The organism is Peptoniphilus sp., assembly GCF_050943655.1.
In the GTDB taxonomy this organism is placed as follows: Bacteria; Bacillota; Clostridia; order Tissierellales; family Peptoniphilaceae; genus Peptoniphilus_A.
Genome location: NZ_JBMNPQ010000019.1, coordinates 1 through 24,277 on the forward strand (window position 1 = coordinate 1; position 24,277 = coordinate 24,277).

Annotated in this window: 25 protein-coding genes; 23 read left to right on the forward strand and 2 right to left on the reverse strand. The window is 31.2% G+C overall.

Features of this window, described 5'->3' with window-relative positions:
- Positions 1-16: 16 nt before the first annotated feature.
- Complete coding sequence (locus ACOX6R_RS03270; protein WP_433447193.1) at positions 17-1,003, forward strand: hypothetical protein; 987 nt, start codon at positions 17-19, stop codon at positions 1,001-1,003.
- Between the two features lie 26 nt (positions 1,004-1,029).
- Positions 1,030-2,181: a TraB/GumN family protein gene (locus ACOX6R_RS03275; RefSeq protein WP_433447195.1), complete on the forward strand. Its 1,152-nt coding sequence runs from the start codon at positions 1,030-1,032 to the stop codon at positions 2,179-2,181.
- A 33-nt stretch (positions 2,182-2,214) separates the two neighbouring features.
- Here ACOX6R_RS03275 and ACOX6R_RS03280 read toward each other — a convergent pair whose 3' ends face one another.
- Positions 2,215-2,664 carry a threonine/serine exporter family protein gene (locus tag ACOX6R_RS03280; protein WP_433447197.1) on the reverse strand — a complete coding sequence of 150 codons (450 nt, stop codon included), beginning with the start codon at positions 2,662-2,664 and terminating at the stop codon, positions 2,215-2,217.
- The gene (locus ACOX6R_RS03285) at positions 2,661-3,440 is read right to left on the reverse strand and encodes a threonine/serine ThrE exporter family protein (RefSeq protein ID WP_433447199.1); all 780 of its coding nucleotides are present in this window, start codon (positions 3,438-3,440) and stop codon (positions 2,661-2,663) included. The genes ACOX6R_RS03280 and ACOX6R_RS03285 overlap by 4 nt, the downstream gene beginning before the upstream one ends.
- 172 nt (positions 3,441-3,612) lie before the next feature.
- Here ACOX6R_RS03285 and der point away from each other — a divergent pair, with 172 nt between their 5' ends.
- The 21 genes from der to ACOX6R_RS03390 form a co-directional block, all read left to right on the forward strand.
- On the forward strand, positions 3,613-4,932 hold the full coding sequence (der, locus tag ACOX6R_RS03290) for a ribosome biogenesis GTPase Der (RefSeq protein ID WP_433447200.1): 1,320 nt from the start codon (positions 3,613-3,615) through the stop codon (positions 4,930-4,932).
- Positions 4,929-5,519 carry a glycerol-3-phosphate 1-O-acyltransferase PlsY gene (gene plsY, locus ACOX6R_RS03295; RefSeq protein WP_433447202.1) on the forward strand — a complete coding sequence of 197 codons (591 nt, stop codon included), beginning with the start codon at positions 4,929-4,931 and terminating at the stop codon, positions 5,517-5,519. Before der ends, plsY begins: the two co-directional genes overlap by 4 nt.
- Complete coding sequence (locus ACOX6R_RS03300) at positions 5,516-6,523, forward strand: NAD(P)H-dependent glycerol-3-phosphate dehydrogenase (RefSeq protein ID WP_433447204.1); 1,008 nt, start codon at positions 5,516-5,518, stop codon at positions 6,521-6,523. The genes plsY and ACOX6R_RS03300 overlap by 4 nt, the downstream gene beginning before the upstream one ends.
- Positions 6,524-6,573: 50 nt before the next feature.
- A complete protein-coding gene (locus tag ACOX6R_RS03305) occupies positions 6,574-7,824 on the forward strand; it encodes an HlyD family efflux transporter periplasmic adaptor subunit (RefSeq protein WP_433447206.1) in 1,251 nt (416 codons plus the stop codon).
- Between the two features lie 9 nt (positions 7,825-7,833).
- Positions 7,834-8,520: a YggS family pyridoxal phosphate-dependent enzyme gene (locus ACOX6R_RS03310; RefSeq protein ID WP_433447208.1), complete on the forward strand. Its 687-nt coding sequence runs from the start codon at positions 7,834-7,836 to the stop codon at positions 8,518-8,520.
- A 9-nt stretch (positions 8,521-8,529) separates the two neighbouring features.
- Positions 8,530-8,988 (forward strand): cell division protein SepF, encoded by a 459-nt coding sequence (locus ACOX6R_RS03315; RefSeq protein WP_433447210.1) that lies wholly within the window; start codon positions 8,530-8,532, stop codon positions 8,986-8,988.
- On the forward strand, positions 8,982-9,764 hold the full coding sequence (locus tag ACOX6R_RS03320) for an RNA-binding protein (protein ID WP_433447212.1): 783 nt from the start codon (positions 8,982-8,984) through the stop codon (positions 9,762-9,764). Before ACOX6R_RS03315 ends, ACOX6R_RS03320 begins: the two co-directional genes overlap by 7 nt.
- An 11-nt stretch (positions 9,765-9,775) precedes the next feature.
- A complete protein-coding gene (gene lspA / locus ACOX6R_RS03325) occupies positions 9,776-10,261 on the forward strand; it encodes a signal peptidase II (protein ID WP_433447214.1) in 486 nt (161 codons plus the stop codon).
- The gene (locus ACOX6R_RS03330) at positions 10,251-11,150 is read left to right on the forward strand and encodes an RluA family pseudouridine synthase (protein ID WP_433447216.1); all 900 of its coding nucleotides are present in this window, start codon (positions 10,251-10,253) and stop codon (positions 11,148-11,150) included. The genes lspA and ACOX6R_RS03330 overlap by 11 nt, the downstream gene beginning before the upstream one ends.
- Before the next feature lie 13 nt (positions 11,151-11,163).
- Positions 11,164-12,543: an NAD(P)/FAD-dependent oxidoreductase gene (locus ACOX6R_RS03335; RefSeq protein ID WP_433447218.1), complete on the forward strand. Its 1,380-nt coding sequence runs from the start codon at positions 11,164-11,166 to the stop codon at positions 12,541-12,543.
- Between the two features lie 72 nt (positions 12,544-12,615).
- Positions 12,616-14,010: a tRNA (N6-isopentenyl adenosine(37)-C2)-methylthiotransferase MiaB gene (gene miaB, locus ACOX6R_RS03340; RefSeq protein ID WP_433447220.1), complete on the forward strand. Its 1,395-nt coding sequence runs from the start codon at positions 12,616-12,618 to the stop codon at positions 14,008-14,010.
- The gene (gene mutS, locus ACOX6R_RS03345; RefSeq protein WP_433447222.1) at positions 13,994-16,615 is read left to right on the forward strand and encodes a DNA mismatch repair protein MutS; all 2,622 of its coding nucleotides are present in this window, start codon (positions 13,994-13,996) and stop codon (positions 16,613-16,615) included. Before miaB ends, mutS begins: the two co-directional genes overlap by 17 nt.
- On the forward strand, positions 16,612-18,510 hold the full coding sequence (gene mutL / locus ACOX6R_RS03350) for a DNA mismatch repair endonuclease MutL (RefSeq protein ID WP_433447224.1): 1,899 nt from the start codon (positions 16,612-16,614) through the stop codon (positions 18,508-18,510). Before mutS ends, mutL begins: the two co-directional genes overlap by 4 nt.
- A gap of 2 nt (positions 18,511-18,512) precedes the next feature.
- Positions 18,513-19,430, forward strand: a complete 918-nt coding sequence (miaA, locus tag ACOX6R_RS03355; RefSeq protein ID WP_433447226.1) for a tRNA (adenosine(37)-N6)-dimethylallyltransferase MiaA — start codon at positions 18,513-18,515, stop codon at positions 19,428-19,430.
- A complete protein-coding gene (locus ACOX6R_RS03360) occupies positions 19,417-20,706 on the forward strand; it encodes an aminotransferase class I/II-fold pyridoxal phosphate-dependent enzyme (RefSeq protein ID WP_433447228.1) in 1,290 nt (429 codons plus the stop codon). Before miaA ends, ACOX6R_RS03360 begins: the two co-directional genes overlap by 14 nt.
- Before the next feature lie 84 nt (positions 20,707-20,790).
- Positions 20,791-21,180: a NusG domain II-containing protein gene (locus ACOX6R_RS03365; RefSeq protein WP_433447230.1), complete on the forward strand. Its 390-nt coding sequence runs from the start codon at positions 20,791-20,793 to the stop codon at positions 21,178-21,180.
- Entirely contained in the window at positions 21,177-21,686 is a 510-nt protein-coding gene (locus tag ACOX6R_RS03370) for a Gx transporter family protein (RefSeq protein ID WP_433447232.1), read from the forward strand. The genes ACOX6R_RS03365 and ACOX6R_RS03370 overlap by 4 nt, the downstream gene beginning before the upstream one ends.
- Positions 21,687-22,268 carry a Maf family protein gene (locus ACOX6R_RS03375; RefSeq protein WP_433447233.1) on the forward strand — a complete coding sequence of 194 codons (582 nt, stop codon included), beginning with the start codon at positions 21,687-21,689 and terminating at the stop codon, positions 22,266-22,268.
- Positions 22,269-22,270: 2 nt separating this feature from the next.
- Positions 22,271-22,987 carry a RadC family protein gene (radC, locus tag ACOX6R_RS03380; RefSeq protein WP_433447235.1) on the forward strand — a complete coding sequence of 239 codons (717 nt, stop codon included), beginning with the start codon at positions 22,271-22,273 and terminating at the stop codon, positions 22,985-22,987.
- Positions 22,987-23,721: a hypothetical protein gene (locus ACOX6R_RS03385; RefSeq protein WP_433447237.1), complete on the forward strand. Its 735-nt coding sequence runs from the start codon at positions 22,987-22,989 to the stop codon at positions 23,719-23,721. The genes radC and ACOX6R_RS03385 overlap by 1 nt, the downstream gene beginning before the upstream one ends.
- Positions 23,678-24,277: ribonuclease E/G (locus ACOX6R_RS03390; RefSeq protein WP_433447239.1), on the forward strand; the 600-nt coding region annotated here is incomplete at its 3' end. The genes ACOX6R_RS03385 and ACOX6R_RS03390, both read left to right, overlap by 44 nt.

Genomic DNA, 24,277 nt, shown 5'->3' on the forward strand with positions numbered 1-24,277 from the left:
GAAAAAGGTGATAAAAATGAAGCAAAGAAATAAATTTAGATTATCTTTTGCCCTAATAATTATTTCTGTAGTGATCACTTTATTTTCCATAAGGGACAATAAAAAATTTGATAAAACTTACTTAGAACTTTCCAGCGAAAATTCAGCGCTTACAAAAAAATTAGAAGACGAAAAATCTAGTGAAAAATCTTTAAAAGAAGAGATAAGTTTAAAAAAATCAAAAATTGAAGGAATTGACAGCGAAATTACAAAGTTCGGAGTAATGACAGATAAAAGAAACAAGATATCTAACATGAAAGAAGAACTTTTAAATACACATATAAAATTACAAGAGAACAATTTTGATTTTTCTTATTCAAATTTTAATGATACAAATAATATTAAACCACTTGATAGTTATTTCTTCGATGACAACATGACGGAAGAGGACGACAAAGACAATATAATATTTTTGCCAATTGCTCTAAATTCATATATAAATGAAGATTTAAACTATGAGATTTCTAGAAACAATTTTAGAGTTGTTCAAAATCTAGGTATTCTTGATTATATTGAAAATGGAGATAATTACTTGGTTAAGTCCATTTTATTAAATGACAGCTCCAATTCTGAAGTTTTAAAGAAGAGAAATAACTATTTATTAGAGTTAAATAAATTTTATTTAAGTGCATATGAAAATATCTTTTTTGAAAAAGAAATGACAAGTAGCTACATTGACAATAGAATGAAAATTCTAAACTCACCTGATTATGATGAGGCTATAGAATTAGAAACAAAAGATATGAATAGAATTAATGCACTAGATGCTTTTTGTATTGATTTATTAAATTCATCAAGCAATCATCTTAGTGATTTTAGTATTTCTGAGAATGATGGAATAAGACAATTAAAAAGAAAAGACTTTGTGCTCATGAGTGAAAAAATCAACGACAAAGAGATTAATTTAACTTTTTTCAATAAAAATAACGGCAAAATTTTTGAAATAAATGATAAAATTGACTAAATATCACTGACCGTTTGGGGAGAAATATGGAAGATAGCTTAATAAGAATTAATTATAATAACAAAGAAATAATATTGATACCAACAGCTCATGTTTCTGTTGCAAGTGCAGAGCTTGTGAAAGAGACAATTGAGAAAGAAAAACCAGACTCTGTATGTATTGAGCTTGACGAAGGAAGATACGCAAGTTTAAAAAATCCAGAAGCATGGAAAAACACCAATATTATCGATGTTATTAAACAAAAAAAAGTTACAATGTTAATTGCGAATTTGATTTTGAGTTCCTACCAAAAAAGAGTTGCTAAAAAATTAAAGACAAACCCAGGACAAGAGATGGTTCAGGGAATGAAATCTGCTGATGAAGTTGGAGCAGAACTTGTTTTGGCAGATAGAGATATTCAAACTACATTTAAAAGAATTTGGAGACACATGGGATTTTTTGAAAAGATAAAACTTACAGTCTCATTAATTTTTGCAGATGACGATGAAGAAGTTTCAGAAGAGGATTTGTCAGAATTAATTCAAAAAGACAATTTGGAAAATGTAATTGATGATCTTGGCAAGAGCTATCCACAAATTGCCAATACTCTTCTTCACGAGAGAGATGAATATCTTGCCTATAATATAAAAAATGCACCTGGAGATAAAGTAGTTGCCGTTTTAGGAGCTGCCCATACTCCAGGAGTAAAAAAAGAAATCTTTAAAGAACAAGACATAGATGCATTAAATGTAATACCTGAGAAATCTTTTGGGAGCAAATTGCTACCTTGGATTATACCGGTATTAATTGTTGCTCTAATAGTCTACTCATTCTACACAAGCATAAACACAGGAATGAATCAGTTGAAGTCATGGGTTATATTTAACTCACTCTTTGCAGCAGGATTTACAATATTAAGTCTTGGACATCCACTGAGTGTCCTTACAGCACTAGTAGTTGCGCCATTTACATCAGTAAATCCATTACTTGCCTGTGGTTGGTTTGCAGGCCTTGTAGAGGCTACAGTTAGAAAACCAACTGTGGAAGATGTAAATAATATTCCAGAAGATATTTTTAAATTAAAATCTTGGTTTAAAAATAAATTTTTAAAGGCTCTGCTCGTTGTAATAATGGCAAATATTGGATCGTCAATTGGAACATTAATTGCCGGAACAAAAATAATTCAAAATTTATTATAAAATAATAGAACCTCAGATAGTCGGTATGCCGATTTATCGAAGGTTCTTTTTTTCTTTAACTAATTGACGAAAGAGTCTAAAGGTTGCTTGTGATGATATAATTCCAAGCGCAAGGCCCGTTGTTGTTAGGACTGTATTAATAAGAGATGTAGTCATCATGTCGTAGTCAGATTCGATGAAGTAGTACATGATGTAATACATTCCTGCGCCTGGCACAAGTGGTATTAAACATGGCAGTGAAAAAACTGTTGCAGGTTTTTTAAAATAAATTGCAAGGGTCTCTGAGATGACTCCAATAATTATGGAAGCCAAAAGTCCCGCTATTAAATAATTGTTTGTATTTATCAAAATATATTTATAAGTAACCCAAATGAGTCCGCTTAGAATTGAAACTGTGCCCCTGACATTTTTTGGAAGTTTAAAATATATTGTAAATCCAAATGTGCCAAAGCAAGCGACAAAAAATTCAAGAAAATAATTCATAACAAATACCCCATAATTTTAAGGCCAAGTCCGACGCCAAAAGCAATGGCAAGGGCAATGAAAAAAGCTTTAATCATTGTGATGGCGCCAGTAATAAATTCGCCACTCATAATATCACGAACAGAGTTTGTAATGGCAACACCAGGTACAAGAAGCATTATATCTCCGATTATAATAAGGTCAGTGTTCTCTCCGATATTTAGCTTTACAGATATAATTGCTAAGACTGAGATGATGAATGCGGCAATAATATTGTTCATAAAAAAAGAAAGTTTATATTTGCTAATTTGCGAAAGAATAATGCTAATTAAAAATCCAATTATCATGCTCGGCAAAAAGTCTCTAAAATTTCCACCAAAAAGTATTGTGAAAAATGGAGCTGCAATACCTGCACCAATGTGTAGGTTAATAGGATTTTCATCTTCGTTATCTATCTCGTTTAATATGTCATAGGATTCTATAATTGAAAAGTCTTTTGCTACGAAGTGCCTCGAGAAGGAGTTTACTTTGTCGATCTTATTCATGTTCGTATCTGAAATAGTAATCTTTCTAAAATTACTTATTGTTTCACCGTCATATTCAATTGTTAAGAAAATTGCTGAAGGCAGTGCATAGGCTGAGACTCTAGAGATGTTAGAAACAGATCTGCACATTCTCTCGACAGTATCTTCAGCACGATAACTCTCAGCACCGTTTTGAATTAATAAAGCGCCCGCATATAAAGAAAGATTCATAAGATCTTGTGCTTCGCGCAAATCATTAATAACTTTCGCCATATTATCACCAACTAAATTATACTATTTAAAATATTGAATCTCAATTAAAAAAGCTCAGGTTAATGGCAGAATTTAAAAACTTAAAACATTTTCAAAATTATGACAAAAAGCACAATAGTAAATTGAATATAGAAATTTCATTTGTTATAATAATTAAGATAGGGGTGATTATATGGAAATGCCCATAGTTTCAATTATAGGAAGACCTAATGTTGGTAAATCCACTTTATTTAATAAAATTGTTGGTAAAAAAATTTCAATAACTGAAGACACACCTGGTGTTACTAGAGACAGAATATACCAAGAAGCATCTTGGCTTAATTATAAATTTTTGCTGGTGGACACTGGTGGATTAGATTTAAAAGATGAAGATATATTTATGTCAAGCATAAAGGCGCAAATAGATATTGCTTTAGAAACTTCAGACGTTGTAATTTTTGTCGTAGATGGTGCTGAGGGAGTAAATCCCACTGATAGAGAGATATCAAATTTTTTGAGAAGAACTAAAACAAAAGTAGTTCTTGCTGTAAATAAATTTGATTCAAAAATGACTAAGGATAATATTTATGATTTTTATGAGCTTGGTCTTGGAGAGCCTGTTGGCATAAGTGCAGAGCAGGGAATTGGCGTTGGTGATTTATTAGACATCGTTGTAGAAGATTTAACTCCAGTAGATGAACTTGTAGATGATGATAAAATTAGAGTTACTCTAATGGGTAAACCAAATGTTGGAAAATCTTCTTTGTTAAACTATTTAACTGGAGAAAAAAGAGCAATCGTTACTGATATTCCAGGAACTACTAGAGACTCAATTGACTCTGTTGTTAAATACAAGGACAACGAATATATTTTTGTCGATACAGCTGGTCTTAGAAAAAAGAAAAAGATTGAAGCAGGTGTCGAAAGATATTCTGTCATAAGGACACTTACGGCAATAGAGAGATCAAATATTTGTGTTCTAATGATAGATGCAACTGTTGGAGTTACAGAACAGGATTCTAAAATTGCAGGTTTTGCCCATGAAAATAATAAGGCAATAATAATTGCAGTAAACAAATGGGACGCAATAGAAAAAGAAACAAAAACCATGAAGCAATTTGAAAATCAAATTAGAACAGAGCTTGGATTTTTATTCTATGCGCCAATTATTTTTATATCTGCAAAAACTGGTCAAAGAGTAAATGACTTCTTGGATCTTATTGAAGTAGTAAATAACAATTATAACCACAGAATTCAAACGGGAGTATTAAACGATATATTAAATAGAGCAGTTCTTGCAAATCAACCTCCGTCTGATAAAGGTAGAAGAGGAAAGCTTTATTATGGAACTCAGGTTAGCGTCAGACCACCGAGATTTTCTCTATTTGTCAATGACAAGGAGCTATTCCACTTTTCATATGTGAGATATTTGGAAAATCAAATTAGAACTACTTTCTCTTTTGATGGAACCCCAATTATATTAGATCTTAAAAATCGCGGAGCAAAACAATGACATACCTAGTCGTATTTATTATTTCTTATCTAGTAGGAAGTATTTCAGGTTCATATATAATCGGCAATTTGTTTTTAAAAAAAGATATCAGAAAATATGGATCAGGAAATGCGGGCACTACTAATGCAATGCGCGTTTTGGGCAAAAAAGCTGGAGTAACTACTTTTTTAATTGACTTTTTTAAAGGAATGTTAGTAGTTTTTATAGTAAAAAAACTATTTGGCGAAGAATATATTCCTCTTGGAATATTGGCCGCAGTTTTGGGTCATGATTTTCCTTTTTATATGAAATTTAAGGGCGGAAAGGGAGTAGCAACTACCCTTGGTGCCCTTGCGTTTTTTAATTTTAAACTCACATTTATTTGTTACTTATCATGGCTTATTTTGACAATTGTTACAAAGATGGTTTCTGTTGGATCTATTGCTTTTTATATTTCAATAATCATAATTTATAGCATTTATTCTGGCCTTAGTGGCGTAAACTTAATAATAATTATATTAATAGCACTACTTGGAATATATAGACATAAGGCAAATATAAAAAGAATAATTAACGGAAATGAAAATAAAATCGGAGGCAGAAAATGAATATTACTGTTGCAGGTGGAGGTAGCTGGGGAACGGCAATAGCTAGACTTCTTCATAACAAGGGACATAATCTTAAATTTTATATAAGAGAAGAAGAGACTATTTATAACATTAAAAACTTCAAAGAAAACAAAGAGTTTTTGCCTGGAGCATTTTTTAATGGAGATGTTTACTTAACTACAGATATTAACGAAACCTTAGATGATTGTGAAATTTTTGTACTAGGTGTTCCAACATCTGCTTGTAGAGAAGTTCTTACAAAAATAAAAGACAAGGTAAATAAAGATACAATTATTGTCAATTTGTCGAAGGGAATTGAGCAACACACACATATGCGTATTTCGGAAATAGCAAATGAACTTTTGCCAAATAATTCCTTTGTAGCTCTATCTGGACCATCTCATGCAGAAGAGGTCGGAAAAGATATTCCAACAACTGTTGTAGCTGCATCTAAGGACGATAAAGCAGCTAAAATAGTACAGGAAGAATTTACAACTCCAGTTTTTAGAATCTATACGAATAGCGACCTTGTTGGAGTTGAAATGGGTGGAGCACTAAAGAATATTATTGCTCTTGCTGCAGGGATGAATGATGGTCTTGAATTTGGAGACAACACTAAAGCGGCGCTTATGACTCGTGGAATTTATGAAATGAGTAAACTCGGCATGGCAATGGGAGCAAACCCACACACATTTAATGGATTATCTGGAATTGGTGATTTAATCGTTACATGCACTAGCATGCACTCAAGGAATAGAAGAGCTGGAATTCTGCTTGGCGAAGGCAAATCTATGCAAGAGGCTTGTGATACAGTAGGTCAAGTTGTCGAAGGAATTAAGACTGTAACGGCTGCTTATGAACTTGCAAAAGAAAAAGACATTGAGATGCCAATTACAAATATGATTTATAGAGTATTATACGATAATTACGATCCCATGCAAGCAGTAGAAGATTTAATGACTAGAAAAAGCAAAGACGAAATTGAACAAATTTTTTACGAATAATATAAAATAAGTCTTACTTTATGATATAATAATAGCGATTAGGTGGTATTTTGAACACAAAATCCAAAAAGAAAAATAAATATTTTTACAGAAGGATATTTGCTTTAATTTTTCTTTTACTAGTTATCTTTTTTATAATTAAATTTATAAGGGGAAGAACTTTTAGTGACTATAAAACAGTTTTTCCAACACTGACAACTTATGAAGATGACTTTAAAACAAAGATTTTTAATATTTATAATGAAAAGGTGTATTACTCCGAAGGTGATGGGGTAGCAGTCTTTAATGCAAGTGAGGGACAAAAAGTTCCTGTAGGATATGAAGTTTGTTACTTAAATTTAATGGAAGATGTTTCATCTTATAAAGATCAACTTTCTAAAATTAAAGCTGCTATTGACCTTAAAAATGGCATAGAACCAGAAGATAATACAAGTGATTTTAAAATTAATAAGGGAATTCAAGAAATAATAAGAGATAAGAATTATGCGAGCATCTATAATGATATAGACTCTTTAAATCTTGAAAATAAGGTGACATATAGTGCCTCAGAACTAAAAGAATATATGGACTTAAGTGAGGCCGAGCTTAAAGAAAAGCAAAACGAATTAGAAAATATTATAGAAAAATATAATGTTTCATACAAAGCTGAATTTTCAGGAATTGTCTCTTATAAAATTGATGGAGCTGAAAAGAAATTCGATATAAAAAAATTGGATAAAATTGATTACAATTATTTAAAACAAGATTTCGGATTTTCAAGATCAGAGATGAATTCTCAAGTAAAAAAAGATGAAGCGCTTTTCAAAATAATTGATAACTTTGATTGGAAACTTGCAGCGACTGTAGACAATATATCAAAGATTAAAAATTATAATATTGGCGATACAGTTAGAATTGAACTTGATGATTCCAAAACAATTTATGGAACAATCGAGAAGATAAATAAGACAGGCAATAGGGCAGTTATCATTGTAGATTTAGATAGATACATTGAAGATATGTACTCTAGTAGAGTTCATGAAGGAAAAATTGTCCTAGAGAGGACAAAAGTTTATGAAATTCCTAAATCTACTCTAACAGAAAGAGATAAGGTAACTGGAGTTTTTGTTCAAGAAATTAAAGGTCTTGTAAGGTTTGTGCCCGTAGAGATTGTAAGCGAAAAGCCTGAATCAATATTTATTAATAGAGGAAATAAACAATCTATAATTCAGATTGGTGAAAAAACATATAAGACAGTTACAGTAAATGATGCTGTAGTAATAAATCCAAGAACTGTTGATGAATCAAGGATTTTAAATTGAGGTGATCACATGGATTTAAAGGAGAATTTAGAATCAGTTCTAGAAGAGATTGAAGATGCAAAGTCAAAGTCACATTTTAACCGTGATGTTGAGCTTATTGCAGTTTCTAAGACTCATCCAGTAGAGATGATAGAAAGAGTGAGAGATCTCGGTATTACAGAGTTTGGTGAAAATAAGGTTCAAGAACTTAGAGATAAGATTGAACTTGTTAAAGATGTGAATTTTCATCTAATTGGAAATTTACAAACAAATAAAGTTAAATATATTTATGATAAAGTTAAACTTATTCACTCTCTAGACAGAATTAAACTTGCTAAAGAAATTAATAAGAGAGCCGAGAGTAGTGACATTATAGTTGACTGTTTAGTGCAAATTAATATTGGAAATGAAGAGACTAAATCAGGAATAAGATATGAGGAGACAGAAGAGTTCATCTCTAAGCTAGAAGATTTTCAAAACATTCATATAAAAGGCTTAATGGCTATTGCTCCAAATACTTCAGATGAAGATTTAATTAGAAAATGTTTTGAAAAGATGAATAATAAATTTGAAGATATTGGATCAAAAGATTATAAAAATGTTGAGATGAAATACCTGTCAATGGGCATGAGCAATGATTTCAAAATTGCAATAGAAGAAGGTTCTAATATGGTAAGAATCGGATCTAAAATTTTTGGAAATAGAAATTATAATTAGGAGGATATTATGGCAGAAAAAACTATGGATAAACTAAAGAAAATTTTTGGTTTCGCTGATGAATATGAGTATGAAAACTACGATGATGACGATTATGGTGAAGAAGTAGTAGAAACTGAAGAAGTTGCTACACCAGAAGCAAGTCACACAAGCTTTTTCAAAAAACAAAACAAAGTTAAGACAAGCCCAGATGGAAGCATGGTGATTACAGTTCACGAACCACTTTCTTATGATGAATCACCTCTTATTGTTGATGATTTAAGAGACTACAAAGCAGTTGTTTTAAATTTTGAACAATTAGATTTAGAAGTTAAAAGACAAATCTTTGACTTTGTCAGCGGTGCACTTTATGCTCTAGATGGTAAAATGCAAAAAGTTAACAAAGATATATTTATTCTTGCTCCATACAATGTTGAAATAGATGGATTAAAAGAACAATTAAAGAATAATGGAATGTTTCCTTGGTAATTTTCAATAAGGACGAACTAGTAAGTCATATCAATTCCATAGATGAACGCAGAGAAATTCGCAGAGTAATTGATAAAATTGACATAGTTTTGAGTAGCTTTATAATGTCGTCAACGGATTTTTTAAATCCTCATGAAGTTAATTTGGCAAAATCTGTCTTAAATAGATTTAAAGACGAAATTTCTTATGAAGTTGATGGCGGCTATAATGATGCTGAAAACTGCATCATTTATATTTATCCAAGTTATGAAACTGATATTTTAAATGAGGACATTGATATCTTTAGATTTGAGTCAATTCCTACAATTAAACATAAGGATGTACTTGGGTCTTTGCTCGGCCTTGGTATAGAACGAAAAAAAATAGGTGATATTTTAATTGGGAGAAAATACACTTATTTTTTTGCTAAAAATGAAATATCTAGTTTTGTGGAACTAAGTTTAAATAAAATTTCTAGATACAATGTTAAAATCGAAAGAGTAGAAGACGTATCAGAAATTCCAAAAAAAGAATATATTTATAAAGATATTATCGTTGCCTCTCCAAGGCTCGATAGTATCGTTTCAAGCTGTTTAAATATATCTAGATCAAATGCGAAAAATAAAATAAAATCAGGAGAAGTTAAGCTAAACTATTCTGTTGAAGATAGGCCTAGTGTGGAAGTTTCTGCAGGAGATTTAATCTCAGTAAGAAAGTTTGGACGATTTCAAATTGATGAATTTTATAAAAAGACCAAGAGAGGCAATATTGTTCTTAAAATTAAAATCAACAAGTGACGGGGGAAGCTATGTTTGTAGTGCTTTTTAGTATAATACTAATATTATTAGATCAGTTTAGTAAATTTTTGGTTAAGACATATCTCATGGGACGTGAGCCCTTAGTTTTAATCAATGACTTTTTGAGACTTTACTATATTGAAAACAGGGGAGCTGCCTTTGGAATACTTCAGGGCAGACGAAGTTTTTTAACAATCATAACAATAATAGTTTTAGTATTTTTAACTATCTATCTTTTTAGAAATTATAGAAAATTGCCAAAGATATATCTATTTAGTATCAGTCTTTTAATTGGCGGAACTATTGGAAACTTTATTGACAGAATAAGACTTCATTATGTCGTTGATTTTATTAGTGTAAAAATTTTCAATTATAATTTTGCTATTTTTAATTTTGCAGATGTTTTTATTGTGTTGGGAACTATTTTAATTTGCATTGGCATAGTTCTTTACGACAATCCAAAAAATAAATACAAAAGTGAAAAAAATGAAAGATAAAGAATTTATAATTTCAGAAGAAGATGTATCACAAAGGCTTGATAAATATTTAGAAAATGTTCTTGATTTAAATAGGTCTCAAATAAAAAAACAAATAAATAACGAAAAGATTAGGGTAAATGGCGAGGTTGTAAAAGCTGGATATTCTCTAAAGCTTTTAGATAAAATAACAGTTGAGCGTGAAGAGGAAATTAAACTTATACCAAAAAAGATTGATTTTGATGTGCTTTATGAGGATGAATATTTGGCTGTTATTTCTAAGCCAATTGGAATTTCTGTGCAACCAACGCCTGATAATCTTGAAAATACATTGGCGAGTGGTTTATTATATCGCTTTGGAGATAGGCTTCCGGATCCGTATAATGAACTTAGACCTGGCATAGTACATCGATTAGATAAAGATACAAGTGGACTTATGGTTATTGCAAAGACAGAAGAGTCTTATTATGCGCTTGTCGAGATGTTTAAAAAACATGATATCGATAAGCACTATATAGCCATTGTTCATGGAATTCCTGATGACAATGTGGTTATCGAAGAGCCAATTGGTCGCGATCCAAATAACAGGACCAAGATGAAAGTTATTTATAAAAACTCAAAAGATGCTTACACTAGTTTTACTATACTTAAAAAATTTGAGGAAGTGTCACTACTTGATGTAAATATAAAAACTGGACGAATGCACCAGATAAGAGTTCACCTTGCACATATCAATCATCCTGTAGTTGGTGATTTAGTATACGGACATAAAAATAAATGGAATATTAATACGCAGCTCTTGCATGCTAAGAGACTTCGATTTAGGCATCCTATGACCTGCGAATTATTAGACATACAAGATAAATTTCCAATTCGTTTTGAAGAATTTTTAAACAAAATTAATAAATAAAAGGGGTATCATTGTGAAAAATTATGATGTAATTATAGTTGGAGCTGGAGCCAGCGGTGTTTTTGCTTCCTATGAATTTAAAAAGCTTAACTCTAAGCTAAAGGTGTTAGTTATTGATAAGGGAAACACTATTTACAAGAGACAATGCCCAATAAAGACAGGAAAAGTTGACAACTGTATTGGATGCAAACCTTGCAATATAATGAATGGATACGGAGGAGCGGGAACTCTTTCTGACGGAAAGTATAATATCACCACAGAATTTGGTGGACAAATGCATGAGTATTTAGGTAGAGAAGAGTCAATTAAACTCATGGAATATGTCGACGAAGTACTTTGCGATTTTGACGGACAATCATCAAAGCTTTATCAGACTAAAAATTCTGGACTTAAGACATTGGCTTTAAAAAATGACCTACATCTACTGGATGCAAAGGTAAGGCACTTCGGAACTGATAGAAACGTGAAAATTCTAGAAAAAGTTTACGAATATACAAAAGATCATGTTGATATGATTTTTAACACAACTGTCTTAGACGTATGTTATGAAGACGGAGTTTATAAAATATCAACTGATAAGGGAGAAGAATTTAATTGTAAAAAGCTTGTTCTAGCATCAGGTAGAAGTGGCTCTAAGTGGATATCAAGTGTTTGCAAAAAATTTAATATTAATTTATACTCTAACCAAGTTGATATTGGTGTTAGGGTTGAGCTTCCAGCTGAAGTTTTTAAACATATCACTGATGCAGTTTATGAATCAAAAATTGTCTACCAAACAAAGGGCTACAATGATTTAGTTAGAACTTTCTGCATGAACCCTTATGGTCAAGTTGTTGCAGAAAACACAAATGGAATCATTACAGTAAATGGTCATTCTTATGCAGATCCAAAACTTCAGTCCGAGAATACTAACTTTGCACTTCTTGTAAGCAATAAGTTCACAGAACCTTTTAAAGATTCAAATGAGTACGGTGAATCTATTGCCCGTCTTTCAAATATGTTAGGTGGAGGAGTCCTTCTTCAAAGGTTTGGAGATTTAGTAAAGGGCAGAAGATCTGATAAGAGAAGAATGGAAAAATGCTTTACCGTTCCAACTCTTAAGGCAACTCCTGGAGATTTGTCACTTGTAATTCCAAAGAGACAATTAGACTCAATTATCGAGATGATTTATGCGCTTGATAAAATTGCTCCAGGTACTGCAAATGACGACACATTACTTTATGGTGTGGAAGTTAAGTTCTATAACTCGAAAGTAAAAACTGACAATAATTTTGAAACATCACAAGAAGGTCTATTTGTAGTTGGAGATGGCGGAGGAGCAACTCACTCACTTTCTCAGGCATCGGCTTGTGGAGTTTATGTGGCTAGATATTTAAATGAAATTTTAGGTTGAGGGTATGTCATTGACATACTCTTTTATTTGCTCAGATATACTGTATAATTAAATAATGAAATGAGGAATAAAATGGAAAATTCAGATTTAATTAAAGATTTAAAGGACAATGTAAATGAGTACATGGCCTTTATTAAAGAAAATATAGATAAGAAAAATGCCCTTGTAATTACTCATGGATGTCAAATGAATGAGCATGATTCAGAAAAAATTATTTGGCTGCTTGAAAAAATGGGTTATACAATGGTAGATGAGATAGATAATGCGGACTTTATTGTTGTAAATACTTGCTCTGTGAGACATTCTGCAGAGGATAAAGTTTATGGACAGCTTGGCAATTTAAAAAATATTAAAAACAAGAGAAAAGATTTAAAAATTGCCGTTTGCGGCTGCATGATGCAAAGAGAAGAGTCAAGAAACTATGTAATTGAAAAATTTCCAAATGTAGATATAATTTTCGGAACAAATAATATTTGGAAACTACCAGAGCTTTTATATTCATCATATAACGGGAAGAAGCTTGCAATTGATATTGAAGAAAATCCAATTGGTCTTGATGAAGGGCTCGGTGCGACAAGAGCTTATGGATTTAAGTCCTACGTCAATATTATGTATGGATGCAACAATTTTTGCACTTATTGCATAGTGCCATACACAAGGGGTAGAGAAACCAGCAGAAATCCAAAAGATATAATTAAAGAGATTGAAGACCTTGTATCTCATGGAACAAAAGAAGTTACGCTACTTGGACAAAATGTTAATTCCTACGGCAAGACTTTAGATTTTGATTATTCTTTTGCAAATTTATTAGAAGATATAAATGAGATTGAAGGTCTTGAGAGAATTAGATTTATGACATCTCACCCTAAGGATATATCTGATGAATTAATAATGGCATTTAAAAATTTAGATAAATTGTGTAACTTTTTACACTTGCCTGTGCAAGCAGGATCAACTGATGTCTTAAAGAAAATGAATAGAAAATATTCTAAAGAAGATTATCTAAATACAATAGAAAAAATAAAGAGCATAAATCCAGACATAGCTCTTTCAACAGACATTATGGTTGGTTTTCCTGGTGAAACAGAAGAAGACTTTGAAGATACACTAGATCTTTGCAGGAAAGTAGAGTACGATACATCTTTTACTTTCATATATTCAGTTAGGGAAAATACTCCAGCAGCAAAGATGGAACAAGTACCTGATAAAGTTAAGCATGAAAGATTTGAAAGACTTTTAGATGTATTATATCCAATCCAAGAGAAGAAGAATAAAGCACTAATCGGTCAAAATGTAACAGTTTTGGTAGAAGACTTCTCCAAGAAGCGAGATGATTATGTAACTGGAAGAACAGAAGGATTTAAACTTGTAAACTTTAAGGGTGATGAGTCCGATATAGGAAAAATTGTAGATGTCAAAATAACAGATGCCAACAGTTTTTCTTTAGAAGGTGAGAAGCTTGGATAAAAGTAAATTAACTCCAATGATGAGGCAGTATCTATCTGTGAAAGAAGAAAATCCAGATGCCATACTATTCTTTAGACTTGGAGATTTTTACGAAATGTTTTTTGAAGATGCACTCACTGCATCGAGAGAACTTGAAATTACTCTTACTAAGCGTGATGCAGGTTTAGAAGAAAAGGCGCCAATGTGTGGAGTGCCATATCATGTGGCGAATAGTTATATTTCTAAATTAATTAATAAAGGTTACAAAGTTGCGATCTGCGACCAAATGGAGGATCCAAAAACTGCAAAGGGGATTGTAAAAAGAGAAGTAACAAAAATTGTTACTCCTGGCACTTTTACAGACAACGAATATCTAAAAAGCGACGAAAATAATTACTTGTTATCAGTTTATTTAAAAAACTACAGCATTAATCTTACTTATGTAGATTATTCTACTGGAGAGATTTATGTAACGAACAAGACTTTTTTAGATAGACAAAGCCTACTTGGATTTTTAAATAATGAAGTCTCTAGGATAAGTCCAAATGAACTTTTGATAAATAATGATGAATTTTTAAAAGATGACAAAGATTTTTCTTTTAATAGATTTTATATTAATAGGTTTTCGGAAGAAGAGATTTCACAAATTAACATAGATGATTTAAAGAGACATTTTGGAGACGACTTTTTTAAATCTTATGATGAAATTTTAAAAAGAGAAAAAGTAAGAGAATTTAAATCTGTCAATATGATTTTAAAATATCTTTTTGAGACTCAAAAGATTAATTTAAAGCATATTAATAAAATTAATTATTATGACAACAAGAATTATTTAATAATTGATGAAAACTCAAGGAGAACATTGGAGCTTTTAAAAGGTCTAAATACTTTTAAAAAATCGGGATCTCTACTTGAAGTTCTAGACGAATGCACAACTGCAATGGGCAGCAGGAAATTAAAAAAATGGGTGGAGTCACCGCTTAACAATATTTATGATATTAAAAATAGACAAGATTTAATAGAAGCTTTTTCAGAAAATTTATTGTTCCAAGATTATATTATAAATTTATTAAAAGAAGTTTATGATATTGAAAGACTTGTCGTAAAACTTTCTAATAACACTATTAATCCTAGAGAAATTTATTCGCTTAAAAGAAGCATCAGTGCTTCTCTAGAAATAAAAGAAGAACTACAAAAATCTGGAAGTCGTCCCTTAAATGAGTTTGCAAAAAATATTATCGATCTATCTAATTTATATAAAAAGATTGACAGCATGTTAGTAGATAATCCTCCCATAACTCTTGAAGAAAATAGGATTATAAAAAAGGGTTTTTCAGACGAATTAGATGAATATTTCGAACTTTCTGAAAAAGGCAAAAATTGGATTATAGATTTTGAAATAAGAGAAAAGGAACGCACTGGAATAAAGAATTTAAGAATAAAATACAATAAAATTCTAGGATACTTTATAGAAGTCACAAAATCGAACTTAGATAGTGTTCCCGATGACTATATCAGAAAACAAACTCTAGTTGGTTCAGAAAGATTTTTCTCTGTCGAGTTAAAAGAGATGGAATCAAAGTTAATTGGCTCAAAAGAAAGGGCACTTGAAGTACAATCTAAGTATTACAATGATTTAAAAGATTATATTACAGGAGAGATTAAATATATACAAAATCTTGCTGATTCTTTATCAGACCTTGACTCAATAATTTCTCTATCCTTAGTGGCTTCTAAAAATAAATATATTAGACCGAGTCTTAATGAAGACGGAATTATAGAGATAAAAAACGGAAGACACCCAATTGTAGAGACAAAAAATTTAAAAGAGACTTTTGTGCCAAATGACACTTCTCTCGATCTAGATAAAAATATGATTCACATAATTACAGGCCCAAATATGGCAGGCAAGTCAACCTACATGAGACAAGTTGCATTGATAGTAATAATGGCTCACATTGGTTCTTTTGTACCATGTGAGAGTGCAAATATTTCAATCGTAGATAGAATTTTTACAAGGATTGGAGCAAGTGATAACTTGGCAATGGGAGAATCTACTTTTATGGTTGAGATGAAAGAGGTTGCAAATATAATTGACAATGCAACGGATAAATCTCTTTTAATTTTAGATGAAGTCGGAAGAGGTACAAGTACCTTTGATGGCATTTCAATTGCAAATGCAATAATAGAGTATATCGCAGATAATATAAGAGCAAAGACACTATTTGCCACTCATTATCACGAACTGGTTTATTTAGAAGACAAATATCCAAATATCACAAACCTTACAATTGCTGTAGAAAAAAAAGATGATGACATTATATTTCTTCGCAAGATAATAAATGGATATTCAAACAATTCTTATGGAATTGATGTTGCACGACTTGCGGGAATAGAGAGCTCAATTATTGATAGAGCAAATGTTATATTAAATGAAATTGAAAAAGATAATGAAGGTTTTGTTGAGAATATTTCTGAAAATAGCGAGATAAAAAAAGTAGAGACAAATCCAGAAATAAAGAAGTTTATTGAGAAGCTTCAAGATATAGATATTTTAAATATTAATCCAATAGAGGCATTTAATATTTTAAATAGGATAATTGAAGAGTCCAAGGAGTTATCATGAGAATAGCACTTTTAGATGATGTAACAATTTCAAAAATTGCAGCGGGAGAAATAATTGAAAACTCTGCGTCCATAATTAAAGAGTTAGTTGAAAACTCAATTGATGCTGGTGCCGATAAAATTACCATAGAGATTAAAGGCGAGAGTACAAATTATTTAAAAATTTCTGATAATGGATCTGGAATTTTGGAAGATGATGTTGAGAATGCATTCCTAAGGCATTCAACTTCTAAACTTCGCGATATCGATGATTTGAGTAAAATAATTTCACTTGGTTTTAGAGGAGAGGCACTTGCAAGTATCTCTACAATTGCAAAAGTTAAGCTCATGACAAAGACAAAAGATGAGCTGGCTGGCACAATGGCAATTGTGGAAAATGGAAAAGTTGTTAAGAAGAATAAAATTGGAATGCCACAGGGCACTACTTTTATTATAGAAGACGTATTTTATAACACACCAGTTAGAAAAAAGTTTTTAAAAAAAGATTCAAGCGAGATAAATAATATTATTGATATTGTACAGAAGATTGCCCTTTCCAATAAAAATATTTCCTTTGACTTAATAAAAGACGGGAAAAATATTTTAAGTGCGCCTGCAACTTCAAATTATACAAATAGAGTTTTTAGCGTTTTGGGAAAAGAAATGGCGGCAAATCTTTTGGAAGGCTCATTTGAGTCAGAGAATTATAAGATTCATGGCTATTTTTCAAACAATAAATTATTTAGATCCACTCGCGACAATCAATATATATTTGTAAACGGAAGATATGTTAAAAATCTAGAAATATCTCGAGCAATTGAGTCTAAGTATAGATCTTTGATACCTCTAAATAGATATCCATGCTTCGTTTTGTTCTTGGAGATTCCACCGAGCCTCATTGATGTAAACATTCATCCAAAGAAGAATGAGATTAAATTTAACGACGAGAGAACTCTTTTGGCACTTATTACAGAAGTAGTAGAAGATGTAATATATCCAAATAGGAGTATTAGAGAAATTAATTTTGAAGACAAAAAAGAAAGCTTAAATGTCTTTGATATATTTGGTTATGAAGAAGACTCCGAGGATGCAAGTGATATAGAAGTAGAAGAAAAAACAGAAGATAATAAAGAGACTTCTAATGATTACGAAACATCTTTTAAAGAGAGTGTCGTTTCATTTTTCCCAGAGACTGAAGAATCTAATGATTATGACAAATCACAAAGTGATTATAATGTAGTTGACGCGGCAGTCAATGATTTTAAAGCAGATGAAAGTGATGTAGAAGTCGAAGAGGCAAGTTTCTTAGAAATAAAAGATAAACAAATTGACGAAAATATTCTCAACTCGCGAATCGCAGGAGTATTATTTGACACATATATACTTTTAGAGGATAAGGATAAAGACACAGCTTATATAGTGGATCAACATGCAGCACACGAAAGGGTTTGGTATGAGAGATATAGAAGGCTTTATCTAAATCAAGAAATTTCATCTCAAATACTCTTAAAGCCTGAGATTATTGAGCTTAATGCAAAAGAGTACGATAAACTCGAAAGTCACATCGAAATATTTAAAGATCTTGGATTTAATATAGAAGACTTTGGCGATGGAGCAATAGTGCTTCGTGAAGTTCCAATGATATTTGGACTTCCAACATATGTCGACTTTATTCGAGATATAATTGACTCGCTTGATAAAAATATTTCTTCAAGTTATGAAGCAGATCTTTATAAAATTATGAAGAAGGCGTGCAAGAGAGCTGTAAAGGCAAATGACAAGCTTTCAAATATTGAGATTGAAAAACTAATTGAAGACTTAAGCAGATGCGAAAATCCTTATACATGTCCACACGGCAGACCTACGATTATAGACGTATCAAATAAAAGTATAGCTAAGTTATTTTTGAGGGAGTAAAAATGAAGAATTTAATTATTCTAACTGGGCCAACAGGAATTGGAAAAACTGAAATTTCTCTTAAATTAGCAGAAAAATTTGGCTGCGAAATAATTTCTTGTGACTCTATGCAAATCTATAAAGATTTAGACATTGGAACAGCAAAGATTTCACTTGATGAGACTAATATTTTACATCACATGGTAGATATTGTAACTCCTGATGAAAACTTTTCGGTTGCAGAATTTCAAGACATGACAAAAAAATTAATTACAGATATAAATAATCGCGGTAAAGTTCCAATGCTTGTTGGAGGGACTGGACTCTATATTAATTCAATAGTTTATAATTTGGAGTTTGCCAACACTTCACAAGATTTTGAATATCGAAATAAACTAATGGATATGGCAAAAGATGAAGATCAAGACTTTCTTCACAACAAATTAAAAAAGTTAAATCCTAAAGAGGCAGAAAAAATTCACCCAAACAACCATCAGAGAATAATTAGAGCACTTGAGATTTCTAAAAATGGAGAAATTAAAGGCAGTAAATTTAGAGAAGAAAATAATGATTACAATTTAATCTACATGGCGCTTAACATGGATAGACAAAAACTTTATGAAAGAATCAATGAAAGAGTAATAAAGATGATTGACATGGGACTTGTAGATGAAGCAAAATACGCCATAGATAAATATAATTTGACGAGAGATTCGCAGTCAATGAAGGCTATAGGCTACAAGGAAATTTTTGATTATCTCGATGACAATTATACTCTGGATGAAATGATAGAAGAAATTCAAAAGAATTCACGCCATTACGCAAAGAGACAGCTCACTTGGTTTAGAAGAGATAGTCGAATTAAATGGTTTGAGCGCGAAGACGAAAAGTTAATAGAAGAGATGGAAGACTATATAGGAGAGAGACTTGAAAGAATATAAGAGCTTATTTAAGAATTTATACAACATAGATGAAAATGTGACTTACTTTGTTAATATTTGTGAAAAATCACTTCAAGATAGATTTGACGAATTATCAGATATTTCACAGTACAATCAAGTAAAAATATTAAAAGCAATGCAAGATGAAAAACTACAAGCAACTGACTTTAATTGGACCACAGGATATGGATATGGAGATGTTGGAAGAGACAAGGTCGAGGCAATTTATGCAAATATTTTTAAGACTGAAGATGCACTTGTTAGAACAAATATAGTTTCTGGTACACATGCAATCTCTTTGGCATTAAGATCAATTTTAAGAAGTGGAGATCATTTGCTTTCAATTACTTCTACACCTTATGACACGCTACAAAAAGTTATCGGAATTCGTGGAAATGACCCTGACTCACTAATAAATTCAGGAATAGAATATTCTGAAATTCCTCTTCTTGCTGATAATTCAATTAATATAGATGAGATAAAAAACAATATTAGAGATAATACTAAGCTTGCAATTCTTCAAAGATCAACTGGATATTCTAACAGGCGTGCCTTTACTGTAAGTGAACTTGCAGAAGCTGTTTCTGAAATAAAAAAAGTAAAGAGCGACCTATTAGTATTTGTCGATAATTGCTATGGAGAGTTTACAGAAATAACTGAACCAACAGAATATGGAGTAGACATTATGGCAGGTTCACTGATAAAAAATCCTGGCGGAGGCATTGCCTATACGGGAGGCTATGTTGTAGGGAAAAAAGAATTAGTAGATAGAGCGGCAAGCTTTTTAACAGCTCCTGGAATAGGTAAGGAGTGCGGACTAACTTTTGGGATGACAAGACAAATTTTACAAGGGCTTTTCATGGCGCCTAAAATAGTTGAAGATGCAATAAAAGGTGCAATGTTATTTTCAAAATGTTTTGAAAAATTAGGATTTAGAACAATTCCAGCAACAGATGATCCTCGTAGCGATATAGTTACGGCGATTGAACTTAAAAAACCAGAGATACTTGAAGAATTTTGCAAATCTATTCAATTTTCTTCACCAGTGGATTCAATTTTTACACCAATGCCATGGGATATGCCAGGTTATGAGGACAAAGTAATAATGGCAGCGGGAGATTTTATTGAAGGATCGTCAATAGAACTTTCTGCCGACGGGCCAATGAGAGAGCCTTACTATGTTTATTTTCAAGGTGGACTTTCTTTTTATCACATCAAGTTTGCTCTAGTAAATGTACTCAACAATTTAAATGAAAAAAATCTAATTAATATTTAGAATGAAGGCTGCTTATCACTTAAGCAGTCTTTTCTCATGAATAGATTTTATAAATTTAATGTGCAAATATGTTATAATTATTTTATGAAAGCAATGAAGATAGGCGACTTTGTCGTCATAGGGATAATATTAATTTTATCTCTTGTAATTTATTTTTTTACCACAAAAAAACCTGAAAATTCAAACAATAAAATTGTAGAAATAACGGTAGATGGAAAAATTTATAAAGAATTTCCACTGTCAAAAAAATCTGAAAGCATAAACATCGACACAAAATATGGTCACAATATTGTAAAAGTTGAAGATGGACTTGTGTATATGTATGAATCTGATTGCAAAGACCAGATATGTGTTCACATGGGAAAAATTAGTGATGTTGGTGACAATATTATTTGTCTTCCAAATAGGCTACTTGTAAAAATTGTTTCAGATAGTGACGATGACACTGATGAGATGGATTTGATTCTAAAATGAGCAAAAATCAAAAAATAATTTTTTTAGCATTATTATCTGCACTTGGAATAGTCGTCGGATTATTTGAAAGCGTCATACCACTTCCTGTTGCAATCCCTGGAGCGAGACTTGGACTTTCAAATATAGTAGTTCTTGTAGCTATAGTTGCCATTGGATACAAAGAAGGATTTTTTATTGCAATTTTTAAGACAGTGCTTTTAACTCTTGTGACAGGAGCTGTATCTAGCTTTTTCTTTTCACTTGGAGGAGCGATTCTAAGCTCTATATTCATGATACTTGCGCACAAATATTTAAGTAAATATTTAACGCTAATCGGCATAAGTGAAATAGGATCATTCTTTCACAATTTGGGGCAAGTTTTAGTTGCAAGCTTCATAATGCAGTCGAAAGCTATCATGGCGTATTTGCCAGTACTTGTGATACTTGGAATTTTTACAGGATTTTTTGTAGGTTTAAGTTCAATTTATATAGTTAAAAATATTAATGTGAGAAATTTGAGGAATTAAATGAAAGAAATTATATTGGCATCAGGATCTGCTAGGCGAAAAGAGATTTTAGGACAATTTATTGATTTTAAAATAATAAAACCAGATATTGAAGAAATTAAAAATAACGAAGTTAAGGCAAATACAACTGTAATGGCTCTTGCTTTCGAAAAGGGAATGGCAGTAGCACGTGAAAATGAGGACTCTTTGGTTTTATCTTGCGACACCTTGGTTGAGATTGATGGAGAGTTATTGGGCAAGCCAAAAGATAGAGATGACGCAAGAGAGATGCTTAAAAAGTTAAGCGGAAAAGCTCACAATGTTTACAGTGGCTATGCTCTAATTCTACTCAGCGAAAAGATTAAGTATTTAGACTTTGTAAAAACTTCTGTAAAATTTAAAAATCTAACAGACGATGATATTGAAAATTACCTAGACACTGGCGAATATAAAGACAAAGCTGGAAGCTATGCAATACAAGAGAAGGGTTCACTATTAATTGAAAAATTTGATGGAGACTATTTTAATGTAGTTGGGCTTCCGATTTCTAAAATTAATGACGACTTAAAGAGGATTTTTAATATTGATTTAATGAGGTGCTAAAATTGGAGAGAAATCTTGTCAATTACACTATTAAACAGATGCCTGAGGATGATAGGCCACAAGAAAAGTTAATTAAATATGGACCAGAAATTTTATCAAATGCAGAGCTTGTCGCCTTAATTATAAGAACTGGATCAAAAAAGGGAGACACTGCCATAGATATTGCAAGGAATATGTTTACAAGCCTTAAATCAGAAAATGATAGAGACGGACTTAATGCACTAAAAAATGCGACACTTAAAGATCTCACTAAGGTAGAGGGCATAGGTGAAGCAAAGGCTGCCATGATACTTGCTGCAGTTCAACTTGGAGTTAGGCTTTCTCAGTCACAATATGATACAAAAATGAGAATCACATCACCATCTATTGCGGCAAACTATGTGATGAGTGAGATGAGTTCGCTTAAATCTGAACATTTTCGCATAATGACATTAAATACAAAGAAAGAAATAAATTATATCAGAGAGATATCTAAAGGAATTATCAACATGACAATAGTTCATCCTAGAGAGGTTTTTAGAGCAGCTATTGAAGATAATGCACACAGCATTATCCTGTTACATAATCATCCAACAGGTGATCCTACTCCATCTGATGAAGATATAAGACTTACCAATAAACTTATGGATTCAGCAGAAATACTTGGAATAGAGATTGTCGATCATATAATCATTGGAAACAATAAATACTATAGCTTTTTAGAAAAGGGTTTAATTTAATGAAAATAATAGGACTTATACCTTCTATTGGCGGCATTGGTTCAACTAGTCTTGCCATAGATTTAGCACAAAATTTAGAAAATACACTTTTAATTGATTTTAATAACGGTTTTAGAACAATAGATATACTCATAAATGAGAGCGACATTATATATGATATTTATGACTTTTATGATGGATTGGACAAAGATTTAGTTATATCAAAGACGGAGACATTTGACTTTTTGCCAGCAAGTCAGAGTAAAGATATTAGCGATTTTGAAGTTTCTGAGTTTAGAAAAAAGATTGAAGGATTAGAATACGAAAATATAATTATTGATTTACCTAGAAATGTAGAATACATTAAAGAAATTTCTAAAATTTTAGACTTTTTAATTATATCGACAGATATGAGAGGTGTTTCAAAAAGAAATTTAGAGAAGATTATTTTTGAATCATTTAAAGTAAATAAAAAATTAAAACTTGGCGTATTTATAAATAAAATTAATAAATTTAACCAGGAAGATTATAAAAGTTTTAAGAGTGATTTAAAGCTTGCAACTATTATAGGTGTTGTAAAGATTAAGAATGAATTCAAAAACTTTGAAAGAGAAGAACTAGAAAACATCATTAAATTTATTAATGGAGAAGATTTTAGTTTAGACGAGAAAAGCTTTAATACAGATAAAACAGAAGGCGAAGGAAGTAAAGATGCAGAATCAAAATCGTGGATTCAAAAAATATTCGGAAAATAATATAGACAACTACTTATTTCTAGATTATGAAAGTAATCTCATGGGCTATGTAAAAAATAATAAGCTAATGAGAATCATGAACATAACAAGTGATGAAATAGGAAATATTTATAGAGCAAGAGTTAAAAATATAGATAGAGATTTAAACGCTGCTTTTGTGGATTTAGGAGATAATGGAATTGGATTTTTGCAGCTTGACAAAGACTCTTCTGTAAACGAATCTGATATTTTAATTCTTCAGGTTATTAAAATGCCTGATAATAAGGGCTTAAAATTAACTTTAGAAGTTGCCATTCCCGATAAATATTTTGTAATATTTCCCTTTGATAAATTCGTCAAATTTTCTAAAAAACTGGATAGTGGATTTAGAAAAAGAAATGAGGAAAAATTACTAAATATTTCAGAAGAAGAAGGAGTTGGGATACTACTTAGAACAGAAACTAAGGATTTAACGGAAGAAGAATTTATCTTAAAATTAAATAGTGCAGTTTCTAGAGCAGAAAAAATTAAAAATGAAGAAAATAAACTTCCAGTTCCTAAACTTTTATACGAAAAA